Below are 12,940 nucleotides of genomic sequence, written 5' to 3'. Positions count from 1 at the left end.
TTTTTCACTGCGCATGGAATAGACCGCCCGAGGGCGGCCTTCCATGGGTTAGCGGAAACGCGATGCTTACGGGCGAATGCCGTTCTTTCGCGCGCAATCCCGATAGGCGGAATAGCCCGCCGCGTTTCGGGCGGCAGTCGCCCCGCTTGTCATGTTCGCACCGCCGGCGGCAGCGGCTTCATTCGCCTGCCTGAAGCATTCAGCACGAATTGAATCGACATTCTTGCCACTATTCTTCGGAGCCGCATTTGCCGGAACCGCGACGAGTAAAACCAGCGCGCCAAGCACTCCTGTCTTCCACATGGTCGTCTCCCTGTAGTGGACCAGCTGCCGTACCGGCCCGCCAATCCTGCTGCGCCGGCACGTGGGCATCAGCATTGTTTCAGGCGGGGAGGTCATCAAGGTACGAACACGTTCGTACCTGCCTTGCGCAGCCGAGGTCCAAAGGATCGAGCTCGGCATTGGCGCTCGCTGCGCTTGCCTCCGAAGCCGCGACGCGCTGCTTTGGACGTGACATTCGGTTCTGAACATGCAGTTTGTGCCAGCGTGACACGTAGTTGAACCAACGGAACGAAGCTCGTTCAGCGGGATTGATGGGGACACCCTTGTAAGGAGTCCGGAAATGCGACCAACCAAGGCTTTGCTGGTTCTCAGCTTCATCGCATCTGCAGCAATGATACTTCCCTATGACGCACAGGCCCGGCCCGGAGCCGGCGCTCGAGCGGCTCACTTCCACGGCGGAGGAATGCGGCCTGGTTGGCACGGCGGCGGCACGCGATGGCATGCCGGTGGCTGGCACGGCGGCGGCGCGCGTTGGGCCGGCCGCGGATATTATCGCGGTGGCCGTTACTATGGAGGCGGTTGGGGCGCCGGAGCTGCCGCAGCCGGTTTGGCGACTGGCGCGGCCATCGGAGCCGCGACGGCCTACAACTCCTGCTATCAGACGCGAAACGTGTGGAACGGTTATGCGTATGTTCAGCAAAGCGTGAGGGTCTGCTAAAGCATGATCCGGAAAAGTGCGAAGCGGTTTTCCGAAAAGATCATGCTCAAACAAAGAGCTAAGCGCGATGACGATTCAACCTGATGTCATCGCGCTTTAGGCATCGCCTCGTCCGCTATGCCTGCGCGCGTGCGTTTCGCCGACCCCGTCTGGGCCGGCGTCGCGCTCTCGCGCGCTACCAGTTGACGCGCAGTCCGGCTTTCCCGCTGTAGGAGAAGCCGCCACCGTCGAACCGGCTCTGATAGGAAGCGTTGGCATAAAACGACGTGGTCGAGGTGACCTGTCCGCTGATGCCGGCATTGATCTCGCCCCACAGGCCGCCGAGGCTGGCCTGGAACGGAACGAAGCCGGTGTCCGACGAGAACAACGTTTTCGGGTTGCCGAGGAATTCGTTCCACAGACTCGGACGGATCCAGGCCGTCAGCGTACGCGGACTGTCATCGACCGCCCATGTTCGGCCAAATCGGGCACCGATCCGGGTGGCGAGCGAATCCACGTCCGCAAAGCGGATTTGCGCCGCGATGTCGCTGGCGTCGTTGATGTGGATGTTCTGATACACCAGTTGCGCCTGCGGCTCGATGAAGAAGCCGCCCGCGAACTTGAAGGGATATCCGCCCTCCACCGACGCAGCCCCACCCTGAGCGCCGGTCTTGAGCGCCGGAATGCCGCGATTTGCGCTGCTCGTGATGTCGTAGAACGTGCCTTGCAGGATCGAGTCGATGTACCAGCCGGTCGGCCCGAAATGCGTCCAGTAGCCACCGAGCGTGTAGGCGGAGAAGGTGTTGTCACCCTGGCTGCCATCGAAATGGGTGACCCGCCCGCGCGCGCCGCCGATCGCGAAATACGCCCCAGCCTGGTCGCGCGAACCGTCGGGACTGTCGTGTCGATAGACATCCATGCCCGCCTGCAGCGCCAGGAAATCATAGCTGAAGTGCGGTCCGGCTTCGCCACCCAACACGCCGAAGCTGCCGCCCTGATGCACGCCGTTGACTCCAAGCACGCGACCCCATCCGACCCTGGCGTTCTCGGGATTGGCGCGGAAGCGTTCGTCCTCCTCCTCGCCCACGCGTTCATGCAGCGTGTCGAGCAGGCTGCGTCCGTACAACAGCGTCATCGACGGAATTGCCGCGTAGAGCGAAGTCTCCTCGCGGTAGTCGGGGATATCGCCGCCGCCGCCATTGCCTCCGCCTCCTCCGCCGCCGCACCTAGGCACGTTGGGCAGATTGGTGCAGTTGATAAGACCGCCACCGCCGCAGGCACGCAGATTGGGATGCGCGACGCAGTCGAGGGTGTCGCGCAAATACCAGGCTTGCGGGTTGCTGGAGTCGACGCTCGAACGGAACAGCGAATATTGGTAAGGGCCGGCCAAGACCGGGTGAGACAGGCTGAAGGCGCCAGCCGTCGTCGTCGCGCCATTGATCGCGTCGACGACGAGGATGCCGTTGCCGGTGGTGAGCGCACCGCCGCCCGTGGTGTTGCTGATCTTCAGGAACGTGTTGCCGCCTGCCGTGCCGCCATTGATGACGAGCTTGTCCGACGGCGAACCGTCCGTGCCAAGATACGTATTGAGCCCGATCGTACCGCCCTGGCCGACATAGTTGACCGCCGTCAACGTCTTGTAGCTCGACAACTGCGTCGGATCGCCGACGGGCGACGTGAACTGGATCACGCTCGACGCGTTGATCAAATTGGTGACGTTCGAGTTGCCGGTCATGGTCCAGAGCGAATTGTTCTTCAGCGCGACGCTGGACGTGCTGCCGGAGTCGGTGAGCGCACCCCCCTGCAGGGTCGAACTGTCCGCGACAAGGTTGAGCGTGGCGCCGCCGCTGACGTTCAGCCATTGATTGTTGTTCACGACCGCAGTCACGCCGGTCAGGTTTACGCTGCTGGCGCCGCCCGGGGCGGCGATCGACGCACCGTTCGGACTGGTCATGGTGCCTCCGGAGAGCGTCGCAGCACCGCCGCTCATGTTGAGCGCGTTGGCATCGGCTCCATTGGCCGTCAATGAGCCACCGGTCATGCTCAGCGTACCACCGCTCGTCACGCCGGCCGCGTGGGTGCCTGCGCCTGATGTGGTGACCGTTGAGTTGCCGTCGAGCGTGACGCTGCCCGAATTGTCGGCCTGCACTCCGCGGCCCCCGCTGCTGTTCGGAACCGTTACCGTCACACCGCTCGCCGTGAGCGTGCTTCCGGCACCGCTCGCCTGCAGCCCGATTTCGCCCCCGCCGCTGCCCGTCGCGGCGACGCTGCCTCCCCTCAAGATGATCGCGCCGCCGTCGAGTGCCTTTGCGCCGACATCTCCACCGCCGCCGGAAACCGTGACCGCAACGCCGTTTGCCGTGACAGTGCTTCCGGACGATTGCGCCAACAGGCCGGTTTCGCCGCCGCCGTTCCCCTCAACGCTGACAGTGCCGCCGGTCAGCGTGACCGCCCCACCGGTGTCCGCGCGCGCGCCAACGTCGTTGCCGCCCCCACCGGGCATCGAGATGGTTGTACCCGTCGAGCTAATCTGGCTGCCGGCGCCGGTTGCCCACAAGCCGGTGTTGCCGCCACCGCCGACGGCATAGGCGATTGAGCTGTTGAGCAGACTGACCGTCGCCGCGTTGGTCGCCTTCGCAGCGACGTTGTTGCCGGCGCCGTTGAGACCGATGGTGAGTCCTGTCGCGCTGATCTGACTGCCTGTTCCATCAGCGCTCAGCGCAGTTCCTCCGCCGCCGAAGGCCGGGTTGATGATCGAACCCGACTGAAAGATGATCTGGCCGCCGCTTTGTGCCGACGCGGCAGTGCTCCAGTTGCCGTTGATGCTCGCCCCGGAACTGAAGATGATCGTACCTGCAGCGTCCGCCAAACCGCCGATACTGCCGCCATTGAAGGGATTGATGTTGACGTTGTTGGTCGTGATCTGAGCGCTCGAACTTGCGTGAACGGCAGGCGTTCCGGTCAACGTCGTATTCGCGTCGATCGCGCAGCTTCCACTCGTTGCGGAGACAGTCGAATCCGGCGCGACCGTGCAGGATTGAGCCGAAGCAACATCAACCAGTGCGCCCGACGCGATCAAGGCAAGCGCGGCGAGCCGGAACCGGCTCCGACAGGCCGCGACACATGGTCTCTGATCGTTCCTGAAGAACTGGACCAATGATTGCAGGGCGGCGTGCGCCGACGCCTGTTCCATGCGATTGCGCGCGCAAGATCCAAGGAGAGTCGAGCCGGTAAAGCACTTCATTTGCGCCGTCTTCCAAACCTGTCGTTCTCAACAACGTCAAATTGAAAAGAACGGCTGTTCGGTCGCGGTGCAAAAGCAGGAGCGGCTACAATTCAAGATCGCAAATCATCATCCGACTATCAGGACGAAGATCAACTCGAATGTGGCGATCCGAAACGCGCGCGGCCGTTTGTTGGCAGTTGATGCTTTCGCATCACACAACTTGTGCAGTTCGTGCCAAACGTCGCGCGCACGTCCGACGCATCTTGGCGTGGCCGTCGGGCAGTTCCGCGATGACGCAACCTTTCATCAATTTGCATTCTCGCTTCTCCCTCCGGGGTCGTCTGACGAATGGAATTGCCGTCACGACGTTCACGAACTGATCGCGGCATCCTTGCTCGCCGCGACGCCCTGCCGCACCCATGCCGCGTCTGGTGAAGTCGGCATTCCAAATCGATCGGCAAGTCACGTCGATTTGATGCCACGCACGAGATGCACAGGAACCACTTCCGGAGGTTGCATTTGGTTAGGTGCGAGAAAACGGGAACTTGCGGACCTGGCATTCGGTCATGCCAGGCTTCGCAAGGCTCGCAAGCAAACCAAATCCAGGGAGCAAGCCATGATGAGTCTAAGAGTTCTTGGCGCGGCCGTGATTGTGGCGTCCGCAGTTTCGAGCCCCGCATCGGCGCAAGCGGTCTTCTCCAACCCGGCCGCCTGTTCATCTCAATTCGCCAGTGCCAACTGCCTCAACCGAGGAGCCGGGAGCCCGTACGACAGCAGGCGGGGCTATTATCAGCGGCGAGCCGCCTATCGCGAACCCGTGGGGCCGGTGGGGGCCGCTGCCGGCGTGGCCGGCGCTGCCGTCGGAACAGCCGCGGCGATCGCGACCGCTCCCTTCGGCGGCTGGCGCAATTCCTACGCCGCATACGGCACCTACGATCGGCCCGCCGCATATGGCGACTACTACGCATGGAACGGCGACTGGAACTCGTACGCGTCGCACAACGGCATCGTCTGCAAGCCCGGCACCTTTTTCAAGGGATCCGACGGACTCCAGCACCCCTGCCAATAGGCCCTCTGGCCGCAGGCTAATTGATCCAGGCGGCCTGCAGGGGCCGCCTGCTTCCTGCCCTGTCGCCAGCGGCAGCGTCGTCACCGGCGCGGCTGCAGGTCGCGTCACCGACGACGTCACGACACCATGCATGGACGGGGTGGACCACACATGCCGTCCAGACCATGGCGTCGGCCGGCAACCGCTTCAGCCGTGTTCTCGTCCTCCAGCGCCTTCAGCCGCTTGGCTCCGACACCTCCATCCCGCCGAACTTCGCTCTTCATTTGTAGATGCTGGCGTCGCTGACGCCATGCTTGCGGCAGATCGGCGGGCCGAAACGTCGGCCTCATGCTCTTTCAAAATTCCGATGATCTGCTCTTCCGAAAGGCGGCTACGCTTCCGTGGTCTGGTCGTCTTGCGGCGCGTCATCACTGCAGTCCGCGTCGTAGCGTCGCATCATTCGGAACATTCTTGCCAAACCCCGGCGCAAGACTTTGACTTGTCCCAATAAAAAAGGCCGATCCGCAAAGGATCGCTATTCCAGGGGGAGGAGGCAGCCATGACCAAATCAAACAGGGGCAGAACTTCGAGCCGCCGCGGCTTTCTCAAGGTCGCTGCTGCGGGGGCCGCCGCGACGGTAGCCGCGCCGAGCGTCGTCAGCGCCCAGGGGCCGATCAGCATGCGCTGGCAAAGCACCTGGCCGTCAAAGGACATTTTCCACGAATACGCCCTCGACTACGCCAAGAAGGTCAACGACATGACCGGCGGCGAGCTCAAGATCGAAGTGCTGCCGGCAGGCGCTGTCGTGCCCGCCTTCGGCCTGCTCGACGCCGTCTCCAAGGGCGTGCTCGACGGCGGCCATGGCGTGCTTGTCTATCACTACGGCAAGCAGACGGCGCTGGCGCTCTGGGGCTCGGGACCGGGCTTTGCGATGGACGCCAACATGCTGCTGGCCTGGCACCGCTATGGCGGCGGCAAGGAGTTGCTCGCAAAACTTTATGAATCGATCGGCGCCAATGTCGTCTCGTTCCCCTACGGTCCGATGCCGACCCAGCCGTTCGGCTGGTTCAAGAAGCCGATCACCAAGCCCGAGGATATCAAGGGTCTGAAATTCCGCACCGTCGGCATCTCGATCGATGTGTATTCGGGGATGGGCGCTGCCGTGAACGCGCTGCCCGGCGGCGAAATCGTAGCTGCCATGGACCGCGGTCTTCTGGACGCGGCGGAGTTCAACAATGCCACCTCCGACCGCGTGCTCGGCTTCCCCGACGTCTCCAAGGTCTGCATGCTGCAGAGCTATCATCAGAACGCCGAGCAGTTCGAGATCACCTTCAACAAGGACAAGTACAACGCGCTGCCGGACAAGATGAAGGCGATCATCGCCAACGCGGTGGACGCAGCCTCGGCGGATATGTCCTGGAAGGCGATCGACCGCTATTCCAAGGACTATGTGGAGCTGCAGACCAAGGACAACGTCAAGTTCTACAAGACCCCCGATACCATCCTGAAGCAGCAGCTCGAGATCTATGACGGCGTGGTGCAGAAGAAGGCGGCCGAGAACCCGCTGTTCAAGGAGATCGTGCAGTCGCAGATCGCGTTCGCCAAGCGTGCGACACAATGGGAGCAGGACACGGTGGTGAACCGCCGCATGGCCTACGACCACTATTTCGGGCCCAACGCCGCGGCCAAGAAACTCTGATGCCGAGATAAACCCGGCACGGGCGCCGTCCGGACCACCCTCCGGACGGTGCCTTGTGTTACGTTGGGATCGTTTTTATGCCGAACCATTTCACATGAGCGTCCAGAGTTTACTGTACAAGATCGACGGCATCTCGACCTGGGTCGGCAAGGCGACCGCCTGGCTGATGATCCTCCTGATGAGCGTTGTCTGCATCGAGGTGTTCAAGCGCTATGCCGTCAACATGCCGACGGCATGGATCTTCGACGCCGAGAACATGCTGTACGGGTCGCTATTCATGCTGTGCGGCGCCTATACGCTGGCGCAGAACGCCCATGTCCGCGGCGACTTCCTGTACTCCTCGATGCGGCCGCGCACGCAGGCCACGCTCGATCTCGTTCTCTACTTCGTGTTCTTCATTCCGGGCATCGCCGCGCTGATCTATGCAGGCTATTTCTACGCCGCGGATTCCTGGCACATCAACGAGCATTCCAACGTTACGGCGGACGGCCCGCCGGTCTACCACTTCAAGACCGTCATCCCGATCGCGGGCGCGCTGATCATGCTGCAGGGGATCGGCGAGATCATCCGCTGCATCGTTTGCCTGAAGACCGGCGAATGGCCGAGCAGGCTTGCCGACGTCGCCGAGACCGACGTCATCGGGGAGCAGCTCGCGCACTCTGAATTCGTGGACGAGGAATCGCGCAAGCTCGCCATCGAGGGCGCGGCGCGCATCGATGAAATGGCGCGGCAGCGCGGCATGGGCGGGGACCTGAACACATGAGCGATCCCGCGCTTGGCCTGTTGATGCTGGCGCTCATCGTCGTCGTCATCATGATGGGCTTTGCCACGGCGTTTACGCTGATGGGCCTCGGCATGTTCTTCGGCTTCATCGCGTTCTACGATCCGTCGCAGAACTGGACGCACAACAAGGTTTTCGAGCTGATGGTCCAGCGCACCTACGGCGCGATGACCAACGACGTGCTGATCTCCATCCCGTTGTTCGTGCTAATGGGCTATGTGATGGAGCGCGGCGCCCTCGTCGACAAGATGTTCTATTCGATCCAGCTCGCCTTCCGCCGCCTGCCTGCCTCGCTCGCGGTCGCGACCCTGATCGTGTGCACGTTCTGGGGCATCGCCTCCGGGCTCGTCGGCGCGGTGGTGGTGCTGATGGGCGTGATCGCCTTCAACCCGATGCTGCGCGCCGGTTATGACGTGAAGCTCGCCTCCGGCGTCATCACCGCGGGCGGCACGCTCGGCATCCTGATCCCGCCTTCGGTGATGATCATCGTCTATGCCGCGGTCGCCGGCCAGTCCGTGGTCAAGCTCTATGCGGCGGCGATGCTTCCCGGCTTCTTCCTGGCGTTCCTCTACCTCGTCTATGTCGTGGGCTGGGCGATGATCAACCCGAAGATCGCCCCGCCGCTGCCGGAGGAACAGACCCGCGTCAACGTGCCCGAATGGATCAGGAATTTCGCGGCGCTGTATTCGCCGAACCTGTTCGTCGGCCTGTTCAAGGCACTGCTCTCGCCCGCAAAGGCGAAGACGCTCCGGATCGACGGCAAGCCGATGGGCTATGGCGCGATCGTGCAGAACTTCCTCATTTCGCTGGTGCCGTTCCTGACGACCGCAGCCGCGCTCGGCACGGTCTGGTGGTACGTCGTGATCCACCAGCAGCCCGGCGCCGCGAGCGGAGCCGTCGAAGGCCTGCAGCAGCTCGGCAGCCCGGTCGAGCCGAAGGAGCTGTCGCCCGCTGAAAAGGGACCGGACACCCAGTTCTACATCTGGTTCGCGATATCAGTCGCCGTGCTGGCGGCGTGGACGGCGCGCTCTTACTTGCGCATGGACGGCGAACGCTTCGAAGTGTTGAAGCTCTTGACGTCGTCGGTGATGCCGCTCGGCATCCTCACCGTCGTGGTGCTGGGCGTGATCCTGTTCGGCATCACGACCGCGACCGAGTCCGCCGGCGTCGGCGCCGCCGGCGCCTTCATCCTCGCGTTCCACGCCCGCACGCTCGACTGGAAGCGCACCAAGGAAGCGGTGTTCCTGACCGCAAAGACGACCGCGATGGTGTGCTGGCTGTTCGTCGGCTCGGCGCTGTTCTCGGCGGTGTTCGCCATTCTCGGCGGTCAGGCGCTGCTGGAAAGCTGGGTGCTGTCGCTCAACATGACGCCCGTGCAGTTCATGATCTTGTCGCAGGCGATCATCTTCGTGCTGGGCTGGCCGCTCGAATGGACCGAGATTATCATCATCTTCGTGCCGATCTTCCTGCCGATGCTGAAGCACTTCAACATCGATCCGATCCTTTGGGGCACGCTGGTGTTCGTGAACTTGCAGGCCGCGTTCCTGTCGCCGCCGGTCGCGATGTCGGCGTTCTATCTCAAGGGCGTCGCCCCGAAGCACGTTACGCTGAACCAGATCTTCGCCGGCATGATGCCCTACATGCTGATCGTGATCCTGTGCATGGTGATCATGTATCTCTGGCCGGGCATGACGCTGTGGCTGCCGAACTATCTGTACGCGAGTTGATGCGCAGCGGGGAGCACCGGGCGCTTGTCAAACGGAAATGGTGCGCCATTCAGAACAAACCTGCGAACTCGTATGTCATTGAAATATCCATGTAGTTTCCAAGGCCGCCACGCCTGGCGCTTGACTCGCCGTCAAAAGATGCCTGTAGCCACTACCAGCCGGCTACTCCTACGGCCCGCCATAAGCACACCCCCCGTCAACCGGGAGCACGACGCCGGACCCACGTGGGACGCATCATCGGACACGAGAAAAGCGACGGCGGCCGCGATTTCATCCGCGGCGCCAAGCCGCCGCATTGGCAATCGCTGCTCGATCCGGCCGCGGTTCGACGCGTGAATCGGCGAACATCTCCGCCGACATCGGCGCCTCGATATAGCCAGGTGCAACGCAACTGACCCGAATGCCTTTCGCGGCCCACGCGCAGGCAAGATTTCCTGTCAGATGCGCGATCGCTGCCCTAGAAGCGCCGTACCCGTTGGAACCGGAATGCCACCCAGCCCTGCCAACGAGCCGATATTGACGATGGCGCCTCCGCTGCCGCGCGGCAAGAAGCTCGACAAGCGAGGAAGGTGCCACGGAGATTCACGTCCATGACACGTTCCCAATCAGAGAGTTTCTGATCGATGGTACGAACGATCGGTTCTGCGACGCCGGCATTATTGACCCAGGATATCGAGCGGCCCGAGCGGCTCGTCCGACTCCGCAATCATCCGATCCGACGTCGGCTTCTGACGATATGTCGGCCACCAAGGAAACGCCCGCACCCCGCAATTGCTTCAGCCGGGGAAGTGACCTGCGCGGGAAGATCCGGCTCTGTCGAGCCGTCCACGCAGTCGAGGCAATCGACCTATCTGGGTTGGGATCGATCGATGGCCCCGCTGTCCAGCAATGGCGCGGCATCGATGTTGTGCGCGTCCATCAGCATGGCCAGCCGCTCTACTGCAGCAAGGATCATGGCCTGCTCCCATTGCGGCAACTGGACGAAGCGATCTGTAAACGTCAGGTGAAGCAAGTCGGGTGCGTTGGCCACGATGTCCCTGCCTGCCGGCGTCGCCGTCAGAAGGAACTGGCGCTTGTCGTTTGCGTTACGCTGGCGCTGCACTAGATCGAGCGCCACAAGCCGATCGACGATCGTCGTGATCGTTGCCTGACCGAACTGAAGCGCCTGCGCAATGACACCCGGCGTGGTTTTCTCGCGCGCGTCGATCTCTCGCAACACGAGCCATTGCGATGTCGTAAGGCCGGTCGCAATGGCCAGCTGGCGACTGCCGATCTCAGTTGCCCGCAGCACTCTTCGCAGGGCGCGCAGCGTCAGTGAGGCGATCTCTGATTTCATGTGGCTTTTCTTATAGCTACGGCCGCGCCGAGGCGAATCGTAACCGGTTCCAAGTCAGTCCTTCAAATTTTATTCGTACAACGAAATATCTACGAAGCTTTTGATGTGAGATCTCAAGCCAATTTTCAAGATTTTGCCACTTATTTTCCTATAAGGTAAAGCGCTATATATTTCGGAGAATGAAGCGATTAATTCGAAATCTGAAGCAATAGCCGGCCGTCGGGTCGACGCTTTCGGTGGATTCTCGCCAGTGGCTTTCGACGCCGCTCCGGATGTCAACGAAGCGTTCCAGTTGAGGAAGCCGTCGCCCGCTGACGGCCCCGCGGTTACCCGCCTGGTCGCAGCCTGCGCGCCACTGGACTCCAATTCCGCCTATTGCAACCTCCTCCAGTGCACGCACTTCACGGACTCCTGCCTCGTTGCGGAACGTCACGCGCAAATTCTAGGATGGGTTTCAGGTTATCGCCCGCCTTCGGAACCGAACAGCTTCTTCGTCTGGCAGGTCGCGGTCGCGAAGGCGGCGCGCGGCAAAGGCCTTGCTCAGCGCATGATCAACGCGCTGCTGGATCGCCCTTCCGCCGAAAGTGCCAAGTATCTCCTCACCACAGTGACCGACGACAACGCTCCATCCTGGGCATTGTTCAACGGACTGGCCCGCGCGTGGGGCGCTCCGCTGATCCGCAGTGTGATGTTCGAGTGCGACGCGCATTTCGCCGGTAAGCACGCCACAGAGTGGCTGGCCCGCATTGGCCCCCTGCCAAACCGACAGCCCGGAGCCAGAGATCAGGAGAACTGACGACATGACCACAACAACCACACTTGGCCGCCATACACGACCCAAGCCGACCAGCCATATCCCGGACCGATCCATTTACGAACGCCGGGAGTCGGTCGTGCGGAGCTATGCGCGCACCATGCCGCGCCAGTTCAGCCGAGCTGACAATGTCTGGATGTATGATAATCAGGGCGGACGCTATCTGGACTTCCTGTCGGGATGCTCGACGCTTAATTACGGACACAATCATCCCGCGCTGAAGCAAGCGCTGATCGACTACATCTCGACTGACGGCATCACGCACGGGCTTGACCTGCATACCGACGCCAAGGCGGAGTTCCTCGAAACATTCGAGTCGCTGATTCTGAAGTCACGCGGGCTGGACTACCGCGTCATGTTCACCGGACCGACCGGCACTAACGCGGTCGAGGCCGCCATCAAACTGGCTCGCAAGGTGACCGGCCGTGGACTGGTGATCGCTTTCACGAACGGTTTCCACGGCATGACCCTCGGTGCGCTGGCCTGCACCGGCAATGCCGCCAAGCGCACCGGCGCGGGCGTACCACTCAGCCATGTCAGCCACGAGCCTTACGATGGCTATCACGGCCCGGATCTCGACACCGCCGCGCTACTGGAACGGCGGCTGTCCGACCCTTCCAGCGGGCTCGATGCGCCGGCCGCGATTCTAGTCGAGACGGTTCAGGGCGAAGGCGGTCTCAACACCGCATCGCCGGATTGGCTGCGTGCAATCGCCGATATCGCAAAACGCCACGGCGCACTCCTTATCGTCGACGATATTCAAGCCGGATGCGGGCGCACCGGTCCGTTTTTCAGCTTTGAAGGCATGGGTTTTACGCCCGACGTCGTCACCATGGCAAAATCGCTGTCCGGCATGGGGCTTCCCTTCGCGCTGACACTGTTCCGACCCGAGTTGGATCAATGGTTGCCCGGCGAACATAACGGCACGTTCCGGGGCAACAATCACGCCTTCATCACGGCAACCGCGTCTCTGCGGAACTTCTGGAAGGATGATGAGTTCGAGCAGGACGTCCAGCGCAAGGGACGATTGCTCGCACGACGCCTGGATGCCATCGCTTCTGGATTCGGCCTTTCGACACGCGGCCGCGGCATGATGCGTGGCATCGACGTCGGGTCCGGTGAAACTGCCGATGCCATCACCAGCGCCTGTTTTGCCGCCGGACTCATCATCGAAACGAGCGGCGCACACGACGAAATCGTCAAGGTGCTTGCACCTCTCATTATCGACGACGCCGCTCTCTCGGCCGGCCTCGACATCATCGAGGAGTCGGTCCGCGCGGTGCGGACCGGCAGCTACGGCATTGCAGCCGAATAACGAAAGGAAAGCACA

Annotated in this window: 9 protein-coding genes and 1 pseudogene; 6 read left to right on the top strand and 4 right to left on the bottom strand. The window is 62.2% G+C overall.

Translation table 11 applies throughout. The features are described 5' to 3' along the window. Nucleotides 1-66: 66 nt before the first annotated feature. Together I6F38_RS14720 and I6F38_RS14715 are read right to left on the bottom strand one after the other, a co-directional pair. The gene (locus tag I6F38_RS14720; RefSeq protein ID WP_225160843.1) at nucleotides 67-303 is read right to left on the bottom strand and encodes a hypothetical protein; all 237 of its coding nucleotides are present in this window, start codon (nucleotides 301-303) and stop codon (nucleotides 67-69) included. An 872-nt stretch (nucleotides 304-1,175) separates the two neighbouring features. After that, on the bottom strand, nucleotides 1,176-3,944 hold the full coding sequence (locus I6F38_RS14715; RefSeq protein ID WP_225160842.1) for an autotransporter outer membrane beta-barrel domain-containing protein: 2,769 nt from the start codon (nucleotides 3,942-3,944) through the stop codon (nucleotides 1,176-1,178). Between the two features lie 226 nt (nucleotides 3,945-4,170). Here I6F38_RS14715 and I6F38_RS44225 point away from each other — a divergent pair, with 226 nt between their 5' ends. Further along, complete coding sequence (locus I6F38_RS44225) at nucleotides 4,171-5,274, top strand: hypothetical protein (protein ID WP_346657112.1); 1,104 nt, start codon at nucleotides 4,171-4,173, stop codon at nucleotides 5,272-5,274. Between the two features lie 217 nt (nucleotides 5,275-5,491). On the opposite strand, the pseudogene I6F38_RS14705 reads toward I6F38_RS44225, so the two are convergent. Beyond that, nucleotides 5,492-5,682 (bottom strand): annotated as a pseudogene (locus tag I6F38_RS14705) (transposase); the annotation flags it as partial. Between the two features lie 130 nt (nucleotides 5,683-5,812). Here I6F38_RS14705 and I6F38_RS14700 point away from each other — a divergent pair. From I6F38_RS14700 to I6F38_RS14690, 3 genes are all read left to right on the top strand, one after another. Continuing rightward, nucleotides 5,813-6,952: a TRAP transporter substrate-binding protein gene (locus I6F38_RS14700; protein WP_092080289.1), complete on the top strand. Its 1,140-nt coding sequence runs from the start codon at nucleotides 5,813-5,815 to the stop codon at nucleotides 6,950-6,952. A 94-nt stretch (nucleotides 6,953-7,046) separates the two neighbouring features. Next, on the top strand, nucleotides 7,047-7,715 hold the full coding sequence (locus tag I6F38_RS14695; RefSeq protein WP_092080286.1) for a TRAP transporter small permease subunit: 669 nt from the start codon (nucleotides 7,047-7,049) through the stop codon (nucleotides 7,713-7,715). Continuing rightward, nucleotides 7,712-9,460, top strand: a complete 1,749-nt coding sequence (locus I6F38_RS14690; RefSeq protein WP_092080283.1) for a TRAP transporter large permease subunit — start codon at nucleotides 7,712-7,714, stop codon at nucleotides 9,458-9,460. The genes I6F38_RS14695 and I6F38_RS14690 overlap by 4 nt, the downstream gene beginning before the upstream one ends. 847 nt (nucleotides 9,461-10,307) lie before the next feature. Here the strand turns inward: I6F38_RS14690 and I6F38_RS14680 are convergent. Further along, nucleotides 10,308-10,796, bottom strand: a complete 489-nt coding sequence (locus tag I6F38_RS14680; protein ID WP_057017678.1) for a MarR family transcriptional regulator — start codon at nucleotides 10,794-10,796, stop codon at nucleotides 10,308-10,310. Between the two features lie 250 nt (nucleotides 10,797-11,046). Here I6F38_RS14680 and ectA point away from each other — a divergent pair, with 250 nt between their 5' ends. Next, nucleotides 11,047-11,592 carry a diaminobutyrate acetyltransferase gene (gene ectA / locus I6F38_RS14675; protein ID WP_225160841.1) on the top strand — a complete coding sequence of 182 codons (546 nt, stop codon included), beginning with the start codon at nucleotides 11,047-11,049 and terminating at the stop codon, nucleotides 11,590-11,592. A gap of 4 nt (nucleotides 11,593-11,596) precedes the next feature. Continuing rightward, nucleotides 11,597-12,925: a diaminobutyrate--2-oxoglutarate transaminase gene (gene ectB, locus I6F38_RS14670; RefSeq protein ID WP_092080274.1), complete on the top strand. Its 1,329-nt coding sequence runs from the start codon at nucleotides 11,597-11,599 to the stop codon at nucleotides 12,923-12,925. Nucleotides 12,926-12,940 lie beyond the last annotated feature (15 nt).

This window comes from Bradyrhizobium sp. BRP56, from assembly GCF_020194035.1.
Taxonomy (GTDB): Bacteria; Pseudomonadota; Alphaproteobacteria; order Rhizobiales; family Xanthobacteraceae; genus Bradyrhizobium; species Bradyrhizobium australafricanum.
Note: the sequence above shows the minus strand (reverse complement) of the source record. Positions and strands in the feature narration are given on the sequence as shown.